15 protein-coding genes are annotated in these 14,343 nt (G+C 71.3%); 5 read left to right on the top strand and 10 right to left on the bottom strand.

What is annotated here, in order from left to right:
* Positions 1 to 8: 8 nt before the first annotated feature.
* Positions 9 to 1,058 carry a LacI family DNA-binding transcriptional regulator gene (locus ASF68_RS17515; protein ID WP_056014181.1) on the top strand — a complete coding sequence of 350 codons (1,050 nt, stop codon included), beginning with the start codon at positions 9 to 11 and terminating at the stop codon, positions 1,056 to 1,058.
* Between the two features lie 145 nt (positions 1,059 to 1,203).
* On the opposite strand, the gene ASF68_RS17510 is transcribed toward ASF68_RS17515, so the two are convergent.
* From ASF68_RS17510 to ASF68_RS17485, 6 genes are all read right to left on the bottom strand, one after another.
* Entirely contained in the window at positions 1,204 to 2,091 is an 888-nt protein-coding gene (locus tag ASF68_RS17510; protein WP_056014178.1) for a DarT ssDNA thymidine ADP-ribosyltransferase family protein, read from the bottom strand.
* A gap of 117 nt (positions 2,092 to 2,208) precedes the next feature.
* Complete coding sequence (locus ASF68_RS17505) at positions 2,209 to 2,769, bottom strand: DUF1648 domain-containing protein (RefSeq protein WP_056014175.1); 561 nt, start codon at positions 2,767 to 2,769, stop codon at positions 2,209 to 2,211.
* A gap of 182 nt (positions 2,770 to 2,951) precedes the next feature.
* Positions 2,952 to 4,454: an MFS transporter gene (locus ASF68_RS17500; RefSeq protein WP_369796527.1), complete on the bottom strand. Its 1,503-nt coding sequence runs from the start codon at positions 4,452 to 4,454 to the stop codon at positions 2,952 to 2,954.
* Between the two features lie 197 nt (positions 4,455 to 4,651).
* Positions 4,652 to 5,830, bottom strand: coding sequence for a cystathionine gamma-synthase (locus tag ASF68_RS17495; protein WP_056014171.1), 1,179 nt, complete (start codon positions 5,828 to 5,830; stop codon positions 4,652 to 4,654).
* A 119-nt stretch (positions 5,831 to 5,949) separates the two neighbouring features.
* Positions 5,950 to 7,314, bottom strand: coding sequence for a cystathionine beta-synthase (locus ASF68_RS17490; protein WP_056014169.1), 1,365 nt, complete (start codon positions 7,312 to 7,314; stop codon positions 5,950 to 5,952).
* Positions 7,315 to 7,523: 209 nt separating this feature from the next.
* Positions 7,524 to 7,829, bottom strand: coding sequence for a hypothetical protein (locus tag ASF68_RS17485; protein WP_056014166.1), 306 nt, complete (start codon positions 7,827 to 7,829; stop codon positions 7,524 to 7,526).
* Positions 7,830 to 8,004: 175 nt separating this feature from the next.
* On the opposite strand from ASF68_RS17485, the gene ASF68_RS17480 reads away from it, so the two are divergent.
* Complete coding sequence (locus ASF68_RS17480; protein ID WP_056014163.1) at positions 8,005 to 8,682, top strand: metal-dependent transcriptional regulator; 678 nt, start codon at positions 8,005 to 8,007, stop codon at positions 8,680 to 8,682.
* Positions 8,683 to 8,748: 66 nt separating this feature from the next.
* Here ASF68_RS17480 and ASF68_RS17475 read toward each other — a convergent pair whose 3' ends face one another.
* Entirely contained in the window at positions 8,749 to 10,002 is a 1,254-nt protein-coding gene (locus ASF68_RS17475; protein WP_056014159.1) for an Nramp family divalent metal transporter, read from the bottom strand.
* Between the two features lie 165 nt (positions 10,003 to 10,167).
* On the opposite strand from ASF68_RS17475, the gene ASF68_RS17470 reads away from it, so the two are divergent.
* From ASF68_RS17470 to ASF68_RS17460, 3 genes are all read left to right on the top strand, one after another.
* Positions 10,168 to 10,872: a DUF3105 domain-containing protein gene (locus ASF68_RS17470; RefSeq protein ID WP_056014157.1), complete on the top strand. Its 705-nt coding sequence runs from the start codon at positions 10,168 to 10,170 to the stop codon at positions 10,870 to 10,872.
* A gap of 4 nt (positions 10,873 to 10,876) precedes the next feature.
* A complete protein-coding gene (locus ASF68_RS17465) occupies positions 10,877 to 11,665 on the top strand; it encodes a DUF305 domain-containing protein (RefSeq protein WP_056014155.1) in 789 nt (262 codons plus the stop codon).
* A 116-nt stretch (positions 11,666 to 11,781) separates the two neighbouring features.
* Positions 11,782 to 11,991: an antitoxin gene (locus ASF68_RS17460; protein ID WP_056014153.1), complete on the top strand. Its 210-nt coding sequence runs from the start codon at positions 11,782 to 11,784 to the stop codon at positions 11,989 to 11,991.
* 100 nt (positions 11,992 to 12,091) lie between these two features.
* Here ASF68_RS17460 and ASF68_RS17455 read toward each other — a convergent pair whose 3' ends face one another.
* The 3 genes from ASF68_RS17455 to ASF68_RS17445 form a co-directional block, all read right to left on the bottom strand.
* Positions 12,092 to 12,601: a hypothetical protein gene (locus tag ASF68_RS17455; protein ID WP_056014150.1), complete on the bottom strand. Its 510-nt coding sequence runs from the start codon at positions 12,599 to 12,601 to the stop codon at positions 12,092 to 12,094.
* A 158-nt stretch (positions 12,602 to 12,759) separates the two neighbouring features.
* On the bottom strand, positions 12,760 to 13,551 hold the full coding sequence (locus ASF68_RS17450) for an aquaporin (RefSeq protein WP_082455588.1): 792 nt from the start codon (positions 13,549 to 13,551) through the stop codon (positions 12,760 to 12,762).
* Positions 13,552 to 13,673: 122 nt separating this feature from the next.
* A complete protein-coding gene (locus tag ASF68_RS17445) occupies positions 13,674 to 14,336 on the bottom strand; it encodes a GntR family transcriptional regulator (RefSeq protein WP_056014145.1) in 663 nt (220 codons plus the stop codon).
* Between the last annotated feature and the right edge of the window lie 7 nt (positions 14,337 to 14,343).

Below are 14,343 nucleotides of genomic sequence, written 5' to 3'. Positions count from 1 at the left end.
GGAGCACCATGACGGTCGACGACCACCGTGCGACGCCGGTCCCGCCGACGCTGCACGACGTCGCCCGTGAGGCGGGGGTGTCCCTCGCCACCGCGTCGCGCGCCCTGAACGGCAGCACCCGCACGGTCAACGAGACCTTCCGCCGCCGCGTGCTCGACGCCGCACTCCGGTTGAACTACACGCCGAACCTCTCCGCCCAGGCGGTCGCGAAGGGCCTGTCGACGACGATCTCGCTCCTCGTCAGCGACATCGCCGACCCGTACTTCTCGTCGATCGCGGCGGGGGCGATCCGCGCGGCCGACGAACAGCGCATCGCCACCACGATGGCCGTCACGCATCGCGATGCGGAGCGGGAGCTGGAACTCGTGCGGGTGCTCCGGGGGCAGCGACCGCGGGCGATCATCCTCACCGGCAGCCGGTGGGACGGTGTCGCCTCCGAACATCGGCTGGCCGAGGAGCTCGCGGCGTACGAGTCCACGGGCGGCCGGGTGGTGCTCGTCTCGCAGCGGACCCTGCCGTTCGCCACGGTGCAACTCGGCAACGCCACCGGCGCCCGGGAGCTCGCGCGCGCCCTCGTCGCCGCCGGGTACCGCCGGTTCGCCGTCATCGCGGGTGACGACCGGCTCCTCACCGCCCGCGAACGCGTGCGCGGCTTCGCCGACGGCCTGGCCGAGCACGGGATCGCGATCCACCCGTCGAGGATCGTCCGGGCGGACTTCAGCCGCGACGGCGGGCGCCACGGTGCCGAGCAACTCCTCCAGCAGGGGCTCGACGGCGTCGAGCTGGTCTTCGCCGTCAGCGACGTCATGGCCATCGGGGCGATGTCCGCGTTCCGCGCGGCGGGACTCTCACTGCCGGCGGACCTCGCGGTCGCGGGCTACGACGACATCGCGACCTCGCGCGATGTGACGCCCGCGCTCACCACGGTCGCGGTGCCGCTCGAGGCGGTCGGCGAGCATGCGGTCCGGCTCGCGCTCGACCCGGCGACGGACAGCACCACGGTCGAACCGGTCGGCGCGACCGTCGTGCTCCGCGAGAGCACCCCGCCCCGCACCTGAGCGGCCAGTCTGCCCCCTGCCCCGTCTCTGTCCGGTTCACCATTCAGGAGCGCGGCGGTGAGCCGTGCGTGACCGTCGTCGGATACGGCCGACGCGCCGCCGGCGTCCTGAGTTGCGAACGCGGACGGACGAGTAGCGCTCCGAGCTACTCGGCGACGTGCTCCTGGAACCAGGGCGTGTAGGCGGCGACCTTCGTGCGGAGGCCGGCGGTGGCGACGAGCCGCTTGACGTGTTCGCGGACGTTCACGGTCGCGACGCCGATCACGGTGATGCGGTCGAACGGGACGGCGTCCTCGACGAGCACCTCGGCCCGGCGGAGGGCGCCAGGGTCCTCGTCGGTGGCGAAGCGCTGCACCATGCGGTCGGCGGTCATCGCGTTGGCGCCGATGCTCGTGAGCACGTGGGACGCGTCACCGTCGGCGACCACGACCCGTGCGCGGGACGGCCGGCCGGTGTCGGCGTCGAACTCGCCGGGGTGCACCGAGGCGCCGTCGATCGTGGTGACGAGCACGACGTAGTCGTTCACCGCGGAGGCGAGTGCGTCGGCGGACAGGCGGATGTCGCCCTCGCCGGCGCGGATGCCGGCCCAGAGGTCGGCGTCCGGCGTGAGGAAGAAGGGGACGAAGTCGGCCGGGGTCAGGCCGTCCGTGCCCGCGAGGACCATGGTGCGGCGTGCGTCGCGGTGGCTGGGGGCGGCGATGTCGACGACGGGGCCGTCGGGGAGGGCCGCGGAGGCGACGGGGAGGATGCTCCCGGTCTCGAGGATGCGCTCGAGGTTGCGGATGTGGGTGACGTGGTACAGGCGCTGTTCGCCGACGCGCACGACCGGCAATGCGGCGGCGGCACGGGTGGCCGTCTTCGTGGTCGCGGCGGCGCGGACGCGGGTCGGGGCCGGCTCGCGCAGGGAGGGTGCGACGGTCGACCGACGGACCTTCGGGGCCGGCGCTTCGGCGACCGGCACCTCACGCGGCGGGGGTGGGAAGCAGGTCGCGCAGAGGCCGTTGTCGAAACCGTGTTTGCATTCGTCGCTCAAGAGAGTCCTTCTGCAGTCTCCGGCTCCGAGACACGAGGAGCGGTCACTGGGGGGACGAGCCGAGACGTACGCATCAAGGGTACGCGGCTTCGGGAGCCCTCGCGCACGCGAACGCCCTCAGACGACCGCGCGCTGCGCTCGGACCACGCGCACGCACGACACGGCGAGTGATCCGAAGAACACCGCCATCAGCAGTGGAAGCAGCCACGGTGCCATCCACGAGGGCACACCGAACCAGGTGGCGATCGCGAGGACGGCGATGAGGGCGGCGGTCGCGATGGTCAGGTTCCCCAGCAGCCGCATGGTCGCCGCCATGGTGGCCGCCGTCACCTCGGGGCGAGGCGAGAGTTGCGTGGCCCACGTCGAGGCAGTGGCCCGTGGCTCGTCATCCGGTCGGGTCGTTCCGGCGAGCGGTACACAGGCGGCGACGATCCAGAAGACTACGACGACCGCGGCGCCGATGATCGCCGGGAGGAGGAACCCGCCGAGATTCTTGCCCACCCAGGCGTCCGGCCGGAGTGCGGCGTCGAAATGGACCGGCATCGGGTCCGGAGCGGAGGGGTAGACGAGGAGGCCGACGATCACGGTCCCCGCGACGATGCCGAGCGCGAGGAGGTGCGGCCAGACAGGTGACCGGTGGACGGGCCGATCGGGGTGAGCGGTCGTCGGGTCCTGCATCACACTCCTCGTCTGCGCGAGCCCTCCCGGCGACAGCCGTCGCGGGTACCTGCACGATCGACGTCGACCTTACCCGAGGCCCTCGTCCTCGATCTCGCGCACATCCCCTGGGCACTGCAGCGATGCGTGGGCGACGCTACCCCCCACGCACCGCAGCACTACCCAGGCGACTGCGGTCCGACTCACCCGTCCGCGCGGGACGGTTCCGGCCGACGCACGCGTCGCGCGACGACGACGGCCGCGACACCGGCGAGCAGCGCGATCGCGAAGCAGCCGGCGAATGCGACCCCACCTGAGGCGACCCAGCCCGCACCCGCGAGGCCGACGGAGCCGTCGAGCGCGGTGAACGCCAGCCCGGTCGCGGCGAGGGCGAGCGCACCGCCGATCGCATCGCCGATCGACATGGCCGCGCTGTTGAACCCCTGCGAGCGCTCGTCCGAGTACGCGAGCGTCATGACGCTGAGCCGCGGGAACATGAGCCCCATCCCGCCACCGCTCACCACCCAGGCGGCGATCGGCACCACCGGCGGCAGGCCCAGGAGCGCGGCGAGCAGGGCGACCGCGACGGCGACCGTCACGAGGGACGAGCCGATCTGCACGGCATTCGCGTTCGACAATCGGTCCCCCAGGCGTCCCTGCAACCAGGAGGACACCGACCACGCGATGGCCCCACCCGTCAGCGCCAGACCGGCGAGCGCCGGGGTGAGCCCGTGTTCGCGGGTCAGCAGGTACGGCACGTAGACCTCGGCGCCGAAGAACGCGGCGGAGGTGAGGCCGCGGACGAGGATGACGGTCGGCAGACCCCGCCTCGCCGTCAGCGTGCCGAGCGGGACGAGCGGACGGAGGGCGAGGATCGCGACCACCGCGCCGACGATCGGGAGGAGCCAGGCGGTCCAGCCGGAGAACTCGGTCGAGACGTTGACCGCGAGCACCGCCGCGGCGACGAGGACGGCCCAGCCGAGCCGTCGGACGTCGGCCGCGTTCGTCGATCCGGGCGCCACCGTCCGGCCGCCGGTCGCCGCCGCGTCCGCCGCCTGCCGGTCGGCGCGCTCGACCGCCGCTGCGCGGAGCATCCGCAGGGCCGGGAGGAGCAGGACGGTCGCGATCACGACGAGCCCGACCACACCGAGGAACACCCAGTGCCAGGTGAACTGCTCGGCGACGACGCCGGCGAGGAACGGTCCGATGAGCGAGGGGACGACCCACGCGGCGGCGAACCCGGCGAAGATCCGCGGGTGGAGCGCGGGCGGGTAGATGCGAGCGACGAGGACGTAGAGCGCGACCGTCATCGCCCCGGAGCCGAGGCTCTGCACGAGCCGCCCGGCGACGAGCGTCCACATGGTCGTCGCCGTCCCCGCGAGCAGCAGCCCCACGATGAACAGGGCGACCGAGGCGAGGAGCGGCTGGACCGGTCCGATGCGGTCGGCGACGGAGCCGGCCGCGACCATACCGATGACGCTCACGGCGAGCGGGCCGGCGAAGGCGAGGGCGTAGAGCTGCTCGCCGTCGAGCTCGGCGCTCACGAGCGGCATGATCGTCGTGACGGCGAGCGATTCGAACGCGCCGAGGAAGACGAGCGCACACGCGCCGATGGTGATCAGGAGGAACCGACGTCCGAAGATGCCGTCGTCGGTGGTCTCCGTCGGCACGGGTGTCGGGGAGGTCTGCGGGGAGGCTGCGGTCACGGATCCGAGCCTAGAACCTCAAGTCGAGTTGAGGTCAAGCCGTGATCCGGATGGGTACCCGCTCCCCGCTCCCGTCCACAATTCAGGACGCGCCCGGCGCGCCGCGGGCAGGCGGCTTCGTCAGCGCCGGACACGCCGAGGCGGTCCTGAATTGCGAACGGAGACGAACGGGACGGGAACGGGGTCTCTGACGACGGCTAGTGCTTGGCGCTCGCCTTGACGACCTTGGCGAGGGCTCGGTCGAGGTCGGCGATGAGGTCGGAGACGTCCTCGATGCCCACCGACAGTCGGACGACGTTCTCCGGCACGGCCAGCTCGGTGCCCTTGACCGAGGCGTGGGTCATCTGCGCCGGCAGCCCGATGAGGGACTCGACACCACCGAGCGACTCCGCGAGCGCGAACAGCTTCGTCTTCTCGACGAGCCGCTTCGCCGCAGCGGGGCCACCGACGAGCGCGAGCGACAGCATGCCGCCGAACCCGGACATCTGCTTGGCGGCGAGCTCGTGGCCGATGTGGCTCTCGAGACCCGGGTAGTACACGCGCTCCACGGCCGGGTGGCCCTCGAGGTGCTCGGCGATCGCCTGCGCGTTCTCGCTGTGCTGGCGCATGCGGACCGCGAGCGTCTTGATGCCGCGCGTCGTGAGCCAGGCGTCGAGCGGCGCCGAGACGGCTCCGGCGGCGAACTGCACGAAGCCGAGCTGTTCGGCGAGCTCGTCGTCGTTCATGATGATGGCGCCGCCGAGGACGTCGGAGTGTCCGCCGAGGTACTTGGTGGTGGAGTGCACGACGATGTCCGCACCGAGCGAGAGCGGCTGCTGGAGCGCCGGGGACGCGAAGGTGTTGTCGACCACCGAGAGCACCTCGTGCCGGTGGGCGAGGGCGGCGAGCGCCGCGATGTCGCTGATCTTCATGAGCGGGTTGCTCGGCGTCTCGACCCACAACAGCTTCGTGCGGCCCGGGATGATCGCCGCTTCGACGGCCGCGAGGTCGCCGAGGTCGACGACGGTGTGCTCGATCCCCCACGCGCCGTGCACGCGGTTGATGAGGCGGTAGGTGCCGCCGTAGACGTCGTTGCCGATGACGATGTGGTCGCCGGGGCGGAGCGCGGTGCGGATGAGCGCGTCCTCGGCGGCCAGGCCGGAGGCGAAGGAGAAGCCGTGCTTGGCGCCCTCGAGGGCGGCGAGCTGGGTCTCCAGCGCGGAGCGGGTCGGGTTCGCGGAGCGGCTGTACTCATAGCCGCCGCGGAGCCCGCCGACGCCGTCCTGCACGAAGGTGGAGGTCTGGTAGATCGGCGGGATGATCGCCCCGGTGGTGGGGTCGAACTCCTGGCCGGCGTGGATGCTGCGGGTGGCGAAGCCGTGGTCGTGCTTGCTCATGGGTGACTCTTTCGGTTCAGGATGCGGGGGTGTCGGATGGGGCCGTCGGACGGGCCGGGGTCAGGCGCGGGCCCGACATCGTCCGGCCTCCGGCAGGCGGCGTGGCATGCCGTCCATCGTCAGCCCGCCAGGTAGGTGAGCAGGTCGTGCCGCGTGATGACGCCGACGGGCTTGCCGCCGTCGGTCACGAGGAAGGCGGGCGCTGAGCCGAGGGCCGTGCGGGCCGCTGGGATGGACGCGCCGACGCCGATGAGCGGCAACGGCTCGCCGACGAAGCCGCTCACGGCGTCCGTCATCGTGGCGGTGCCGCTGAACACGGCGGCCATGAGGCTGGCCTCGTCGATCGCGCCGGCGACCTCACCCATCACGACGGGCGGTTCGGCACTCAGGACGGGCAGCTGGGAGACGCCGTACTCGGTCATGATGTCGATGACGTCGCGGACGGTGTCGCTCGGGTGCACGTGCACGAGACCGGGCATCGTGTCGCCCTTGCCTCGGAGGATGTCGCCGACGGTGCGGTCGTCCGCGACCTCGCTGAAGCCGTACGACTCCAGCCACGAGTCGTTGAAGATCTTGCCGAGGTAGCCGCGGCCACCGTCGGGCAGGAGGACGACGACGACGGCCGACGCCGGGAGCTCGCGGGCGGCGACGAGCGCCGCCTGGACGGCCATGCCGCTGGACCCACCGACGAGCAGCCCCTCCTCGCGGGCGAGGCGACGCGTCATCGCGAACGACTCGGCGTCCGTGACGGCGATGATCTCGTCGGGGATGGACGGGTCGTAGGCCGACGGCCAGAAGTCCTCGCCGACGCCCTCGACGAGGTACGGGCGTCCGGTGCCGCCCGAGTAGACCGAGCCCTCCGGGTCGGCGCCGATGATGCGTACGCCGCCCTCGGAGACCTCCTTGAGGTACTTGCCCGTCCCGGAGATGGTGCCGCCGGTGCCCACGCCGGCGACGAAGTGGGTGATCTCGCCCTCGGTGTCGCGCCAGATCTCGGGACCGGTGGACTCGTAGTGGCTGAGCGGCCCGTTGGGGTTCGCGTACTGGTTGGGCTTGAACGCGCCAGGGATCTCGGCCGTCAGGCGGTCGGACACGCTGTAGTAGGAGTCGGGGCTGTCCGGTGCGACGGACGTCGGCGTGACGACGATCTCGGCGCCGTAGGCGGTCAGCACGTTGCGCTTGTCCTCCCCCACCTTGTCCGGCAGGACGAACACGCACCGGTACCCGCGCTGCTGGGCGACGAGCGCGAGGCCGACGCCGGTGTTGCCGGAGGTCGGTTCGACGATCGTGCCGCCCGGCTGCAACTGCCCGGACGCCTCGGCGGCGTCGATGATGCGCGTCGCGATGCGGTCCTTCGAGGAGCCGCCCGGGTTGAGGTACTCGACCTTGACGAGCACCGTGGCGGCGATGCCCTCGGTGACCCGGTTGAGCTTCACGAGTGGCGTGTTCCCGATGAGATCGAGGACGGAGTCTGCGTAGTTCATGTCTGCAATCTGTTCCTGTGGTGCGTCACCGCACGACTCTCGCGTGCGTCACCGGATGGCTGGGACGGCTGAGGCGGCATCCCGGAGGGGACGGTTCAGCGGGGACAGTAGGAACACGACAGGCGGAGACGCATGTCACCCAGCCTACCCGGAGCGTCTGCGGAGTGCAGCCTGATGACGCGGCCGATCCCGTCAGCCGGCGGAGGGCGTCAGCGGAGGGCGACGAGGTGTGGCCGCGGGCCGAGTGCCGCGACACCGGCGGCGAGCACGCGCACGACGAGCGAGAGCACGACGAGCACGCCGATGACCGCGAGGATGACGACGGCCAGCAACAGCACCGCGACGATCGCGGGCAGTCGGCGGAGGGTGAGCTCGACGGGCCGACGGGTGGTCGTGCCGTCCTGCCCGGCCGGCGTCCGGTGGCCGTCCCCGGCCATCGCCGCAGCGACGAGTTCGAGCGTCGCGCGCGCACCGGATCCGAGTCGAGCGGTCGAGCTGCTGAGCGCCTGAGGCATCGCATGGCCCTTCTCGTCGAGTGGATCGGTGTGCGGGTGGCTGGGGAACTCGACCGTAGCAGCCGGGTGCCCCGTTCGGGGGTGTCGGAGATCATTCTGCCAGGCGGACCTGAACGGCCGGTGACCCGCTGGCGGCCACCCGGTGGACCACCGCCGGCCTCCGTAGACTGGACACATGTCCGTCTCCGGCCTCTCCTCCGTGTCCCAGGACTACCTCAAGACGATCTGGACGACCTCGGAATGGGCGGACGAGTCCGCCACCGTCAAGCTGCTCGCGGACCGCATGGGCGTCCGCCCGGCGACCGCCTCCGACGCCGTGAAGCGATTGGCGGCCCAGGGGCTCGTCGTGCACGAGCCGTACGGCAGCATCGAGCTCACGCCGGCCGGCCAGGCGCACGCGGTCGCGATGGTCCGTCGGCACCGGCTGATCGAGACCTTCCTCGTCGAGATGCTCGGCTACGGGTGGGACGAGGTCCACGACGAGGCGGAGATCCTCGAGCACGCGGCGAGCGACACCATGATCGAGCGCATCGACGCCGCGCTCGGTCACCCCATCCGCGATCCGCACGGCGACCCGATCCCCTCGGCGGACGGCACCCCGCACCGGCCGGACGCCGTCCGGTTGAACGAGGCCCCGTCGGACAGCGCCCTGACGGTGTGCCGCATCTCCGACGCCGACCCGGAGACGCTCCGCCACCTGAGCACGCTCGGCATCGTCCTCGACACCGAGCTCGCCGTCGACGACCACCGCGCCTTCGCCGGCGAACTCGAACTCCGCCTGACCGCGACCGGCACGCGTCTCACGCTCGGACGCCTCGCCGCCGACGCCGTCTGGGTCACCGTCGCCGGCTGATCGTCCAGCACCCCACCGCCGCGGCTGGCCGCCCCAACCACCCGACGGCGATCGTCGATGCGACCGTCAGCCGAAGAACGTCAGCACGATGAGGGCGACGTTCAACGCGACGATGAGCCCGACGACGACCCAGGCGAGCACCCTCGTGACGAGCTGGTCGACGTGGACGCCCATGATCCGTCGGTCGCCGGTGTAGCGCACGAGCGGGATGAGCGCGAAGGGGATCCCGAGGCTGAGGAACACCTGGCTGAGCACGAGGGCGGTGGTCGGGTCGATGCCCGCCGCCAGGATGGCGAGCGCCGGGATGAGGGTGATCACCCGTCGGGCGAGCAACGGGATGCGCACCTTGAGGAGCCCGCCCATGATCGACGCTCCCGCGTAGGCGCCCACCGAGGTCGAGGCGAGACCTGAGGCGAGCAGGCCGATGGCGAAGATCACGCCGATCACCGGCCCGAGCGCTGCGGTGATCGCCGCATGCGCGCCCTCGATCGAGTCCGTCCCCTCGACACCGCCGAGCGATGCGGCCGCGAGCAGCAGCATCGCGATGTTCACCGCCCCGGCGAGGACGAGCGCCGCCGCGACGTCCCACCGGGTCGCCACGATGAGCCGACGGATGGCGCCGTCGCTCGTCTGGACGCCGTGCCGGTCCCGGCTGAGCGAGGAGTGGAGGTAGATCGCGTGCGGCATGACCGTCGCGCCCAGCATGCTCGCGGCGAGCAGGACCGTCGCCGTGCCCTCGAACCGCGGCACCAAGCCGCCGGCCGCGGCACCCCAGTCCACGGGACTGACGAACAGGCCGGCGAGGAAGCCGACCGCGATGACGGCCAGGAGTGCCAGGATCGCGAACTCGAAGTGCCGCTGGCCGTACCAGTTCTGCACGGCGAGGAGCACGATCGAGAAGACCCCGACGATGACGCCGCCGAGCACGAGCGGGATCCCGAAGAGCAGGTACAGCGCCACCGCGCCACCGATCACCTCGGCGAGGTCGGTCGCGGCGGCGACGAGTTCCGCCTGCACCCAGTAGAGCCGACGTGGCCCGGTGCGCAGTCGTGAGCCGAGGAGCTCCGGCAGGCTCTTGCCGGTGACAAGTCCGAGCTTCGCCGAGAGGTACTGCACGAGCACGGCCATCGCGTTCGCGGCGACGAGCACCCACACGAGCAGGTAGCCGTACTGCGCTCCCGCCGTGAGGTTGGCCGCCACGTTGCCGGGGTCGACGTAGGCGATCGCGGCGACGAAGGCGGGGCCGAGGAGGAAGAGGAGCCTCGGGCCCCGGGGTGCGCGGGTCTTCGGAGCGGAGAGGTCGGTGGTCACACTGGCCATGTTAGCAAGGCCAATCTACATTTGTTAGACCGTCCTAACACTGGGATTCCTCCAGCGTCTGCTTGGATGAGGCTGAGAATCGACTGCGCATCATCGGGTGCCCGGACGGCACCGAGAACGCCGTCTGGTTCGATAGTTACGCATACAACTTTTCGAGAGGCCCCCGTGACCCCCGCAGCAGACCGCCCCAAGAACGCTCCCGTCCCGCCCGCCGTCAAGCAGCAGAGCGCGAAACAGGAACGCGAGGCCCAGCGCCAGGCGAAGGTCGCCGCGTTCAAGCAGGCGCAGAAGCGCAAGAACCGCAACCGTCGCATCGGTGTCTGGGCCGGCGTCGTCGGCGGCGTGGCCGTGATCGCGGTCCTCATCACGAGCGTCATCCTCACCCTGCCGAAGAACGCCAGCTACCCGGGCGGTGGCACCGGCACGGGAGCCGACATCGCCGGCGTCGAACTGTTCACGAACACCTCCGAGCACGTCGAAGGCACCGTCGACTACCCGCAGAACCCGCCGGCCGGCGGCCCGCACAACCAGTACTGGCTGAACTGCGGTGTCTACACCGAGGAGCAGACCAACGAGAACGCGGTCCACTCCCTCGAACACGGCGCGATCTGGGTCACCTACGACCCGTCCATCAGCGACGCCGAGCTCACGAAGCTCAAGGAGCTGCTCCCGACCACGTACGTCGTGCTGTCGCCGAAGTCCGACCTCCCCTCCCCGATCGTGCTGAGCGGCTGGAACTCGCAGCTGCAGGTGAACAACGCGAGCGACTCGCGCATCGCCGACTTCTTCGAGGAGTTCTGGAAGAGCAACAACGTCCCGGAGCCCGGCGCGGCCTGCACGGGCGCGATCGACGGACCCGGCAAGGTCTGATCCGGTGACGACCGAGCCCTCCGCAGCAGTCCCGCCGGACGGGATCGAGGACGACGGCGTCGTCAGCGACGAGGAGCTCGCCGCGTTCGACGCCGAGCAGGCCTCGGGGGGCTCGAGCCGCACCCGCATCGTCATCGCGGCGATGGCGATCGTCGCGATCGTGGTCGCCGCGGCCATCGGGTTCTCCGTGGGCCGGCTGAGCACGCTCGCCGATCCGACCCCCACGACGACGAGCGCGGAGGCCGGCTTCTCGCGCGACATGCAGGTGCACCACAACCAGGGTGTCGAGCTCGCCATGATCATCCGCGATCGGACGGACGCCGTGGACGTCCGCACCCTCGCGTACGACATCGCGACCACGCAGGCCCAGCAGTCCGGGCAGCTCTACGACTGGCTCGTGCAGTGGAACCTGCCGCAGGGCTCACGCCAGCCGGACATGACCTGGATGACGCTCCCCACGCTCGCGGGCGCCAGCGGCCACGCCCACGGCGGTGACTCGTCGACGCCCGGCACGAGTCACACCCCTGGCGATCCGATGCCCGGCCTCGCCACGCCGGCGCAGATCGACCAGCTCACGGCGTCGTCGGGTCTCGAGGCCGAGCGGCTGTTCCTCACCCTGATGATCGCCCACCACCGTGGCGCGGTCGAGATGGCGGAGGCGCTGCAGCCGCGGACCACGAACGCGAACGCCCTCGCGTTCGCCAGTGCGGTCATCGCGAGTCAGCAGGCCGAGATCGACCTCATGACCCGCATGCTCGACGACCGCGGAGGCCCGGTCCCCCTCGCCGACTGACCCTGCGCGGGAGCGATGGAGGTCCTGGGAGCTCTCCGACGAGGTCTAGCCAGAATCCGCCAGAGGGCCGAGAATGAGCGGTACGCCCGAGTGGGCCCGACGAACAGGAGCGACGCATGGGAATCGAAGACATCACCAAGAAGGCTCAGGAGTTCCTGAACGACAACAAGGTCAAGGACGCCCTCACGAGCCAGCAGGCCGAGGACATCAGCGACAAACTGCTCGGCGGCGTCGCCGACGCGGCGAAGAAGGTCACCGGCGGCAAGTTCGACGAGCAGATCGACGGCGCCCGTGACGCGGCCGACAAGGCCGTCGGCACGGAGTAGTCCGAGCTCGCACCACCCGATCGGTCGGCCGACGCACCACGTGCGGCCGGCCGATCCGTGTGTCCGGCGTCAGACGCGACGTCCGACACCCCCGGCGGCGTCAGCTCGCTTCGGCGTCCGTGTCGACGGCCGTGCTCCGGAACCGGTCGAGGGCGATCGCCACGAGTTCCGGTGCCGACAGATGCGTGTCCTGCATGAGGTCCGACAGCACCGCCGAGGCCCGGCCCGTGAGCGTCAACTGCACGTTGGTGGAACGGTCCTCGTCGACGCCGCTCAGGGTGCGGCGGCGTTCGCCCAGGCTGAGGATGGCCGAGCGCAGGTAGGTGCGGCTCGCGACCGTGTCGATCTCCCAGCGGCCGGACCGACGGCTGGCGATCACGTTGCCGCGACGGATGTTGGTCATGAGCGACGCCCGACTCACGTGGAGCCGTGCTGCGAGTTCGGCCGTGCGCACGGGACGCGGGAGGTCGTCGATGAAGTCCTCGACGAGCGCCTCCTGCAGCAGCTCCCAGGCGACGTCCGCGGGGAGCGGTGCATCGGCCGTGCCACTGTCGGTCGTCGGCGGATCCGCCCACCTGGTCGTGGGGGCGTCGCGTTCGGTCATCGTCATCGCCCCTCCAAGGATCTGGCGCTCGAACCTCAAGCATGGACGGTGCCTCGGGAAAGCGCGTCCCCCAATGCGGGTTGCCCGCGTTCGCGGGGTGCCGCCCGCGAACGACGCACCCCGCCTGCCTCGGGCAGACGGGGTGCGGGTGGCGATCGGCGGGATCAGCCGCGGTTCGCGACGGGCCGCGCGGCCGCCGGACGCGTCCCCCCGAACAGGATCCGGTAGCTGAATCCGGCGATGAGGGCGCCGATGACCGGGAACACGATGAACACCCACACCTGCGCCAGCCAGTCGCCACCGGCGAAGACGGCCGTCGCGATCGAGCGGGCCGGGTTGACCGATCCGTTGTCGATGGGGATCGCCACGAGCAGCAGCAGCGTCAACGTGGCGCCGATCGCGATGGGCGCGAAGCCCGGCGCCGCCCGGTTGTGGGTCACGCCGAGGATCACGTACAGGAAGACCGCGGTGATGACGACCTCGACCACGATGGCCGACACCAGTCCGAACCCGCCCGGCGAGAGCTCACCGAAGCCGTTCGAGACGAAGCCGCTCGAGACCGCGCGGTCGAGGAAGCCGTCCGGCCCGCCGGCCGCCAGGCCGAACACCGCGAGCGCGCCGAGGAACGCGCCGACGAGCTGGGCGAGGACGAAGGTCCAGGTCGCGCGCCAGGGGAACCGGCCTGCAGCGGCGAGACCGAGCGTCACGGCCGGGTTGAAGTGCCCGCCGGAGATGGGGCCGAAGGCGTAGGCCGCGATCGTCACCGAGAGCCCGAGCGCGATCGCCACCCCGAGGAACCCGACGCCGAGGGGGTTGGAGGTCTCCTCCCCGAAGAACGCGGAGAAGGTGGCGGTGCCGACGAGCCCGAAGACGAGGAGGAAGGTGCCGGCGAGCTCGGCGACGAGCTGCGCCATGGTGGTCGGTTCGACAGAGGGTTGGACTTCCGGTGAGGACATCTGGTCTCTTCTCGCTCGGGGTGACGACGGGGACACGGTCGGCTGGCGGGAACCGCGTCATCAGCAGACTATTGCCACCCGTCCCGAGCGGCACAGTCCCGCGCGTCGCGCGGGGCCGTCGGTCAGTGGACTTCGAGGTCGTGCAGCGGCACCTGCAGCCGGAAGACGTGTTCCATCGCGAGCTCCGCGCCCACGGCGTCACCGGCAGCGATGGAGGACCGGAGGTGCGGGTACCCGACACGGAGATCGGCCCACTCGACCGTCTCGGCGGAGCGGGTGGCCGSGAGCCGATACGCGAGCGCGCCGATCACGTCCGCGGTCGCCGCGACGAGCACCGGGTTCGCACAGTGCTTCAGGAACCGGTCGACGAGGCCCCAGATGCACCGGCCGTGCGCGTCGGCGTCCTCGGCCTCGACCGTCGCCATCGTGTGCTCGACGAAGGCGATGAGCTCAGCGCGCTGCCCCGCTGTGAGCGTCGGCACGGTGACCCGGACGACCCCGCTCACGAGGGCTCCGAGCGTCTGGAGCACGGCGGTCCGGTCCTCGACCCGTGGCTGCGCGACCCGCGTGTGCCGCTGCGGGGCGGTCTCGACGAGCCCGAGGTGTTCGAGCGCCAGCAGGGCGGCGCGCACGTCCTGCGCCGGCACCCCGAGCCATCCCTGCAACTCCTCCTCGATGAGCAGCTCGCCCGAGGCGAGCGTGCCGTCGAAGATCGCGGCGCGGATCCGGTCCGTCGCGTCACCGGGTACGGCACGGGTGCCCTGCGGCTGGACGGGGTTCGACATCTGGTTC

This window comes from Plantibacter sp. Leaf314 (genome assembly GCF_001423185.1).
GTDB lineage: Bacteria > Actinomycetota > Actinomycetes > Actinomycetales > Microbacteriaceae > Plantibacter.
The sequence above is the reverse complement of the archived record's forward strand: the minus strand, read 5'-3'. Positions and strand labels throughout refer to the sequence as shown.

Excerpts from the sequence above, each read along its gene's own strand:
- ASF68_RS17515 (WP_056014181.1), top strand. The coding sequence starts at position 9 with ATGACGGTCGACGACCACCGTGCGACGCCGGTCCCGCCGACGCTGCAC.
- ASF68_RS17480 (WP_056014163.1), top strand. The coding sequence starts at position 8,005 with ATGTCCGTCTCCGGCCTCTCCTCCGTGTCCCAGGACTACCTCAAGACG.
- ASF68_RS17485 (WP_056014166.1), bottom strand. The coding sequence starts at position 7,829 with ATGCCTCAGGCGCTCAGCAGCTCGACCGCTCGACTCGGATCCGGTGCG.
- ASF68_RS17495 (WP_056014171.1), bottom strand. The coding sequence starts at position 5,830 with ATGAGCAAGCACGACCACGGCTTCGCCACCCGCAGCATCCACGCCGGC.
- ASF68_RS17455 (WP_056014150.1), bottom strand. The coding sequence starts at position 12,601 with ATGACGATGACCGAACGCGACGCCCCCACGACCAGGTGGGCGGATCCG.
- ASF68_RS17460 (WP_056014153.1), top strand. The coding sequence starts at position 11,782 with ATGGGAATCGAAGACATCACCAAGAAGGCTCAGGAGTTCCTGAACGAC.
- ASF68_RS17505 (WP_056014175.1), bottom strand. The coding sequence starts at position 2,769 with ATGCAGGACCCGACGACCGCTCACCCCGATCGGCCCGTCCACCGGTCA.
- ASF68_RS17475 (WP_056014159.1), bottom strand. The coding sequence starts at position 10,002 with ATGGCCAGTGTGACCACCGACCTCTCCGCTCCGAAGACCCGCGCACCC.
- ASF68_RS17450 (WP_082455588.1), bottom strand. The coding sequence starts at position 13,551 with ATGTCCTCACCGGAAGTCCAACCCTCTGTCGAACCGACCACCATGGCG.
- ASF68_RS17490 (WP_056014169.1), bottom strand. The coding sequence starts at position 7,314 with ATGAACTACGCAGACTCCGTCCTCGATCTCATCGGGAACACGCCACTC.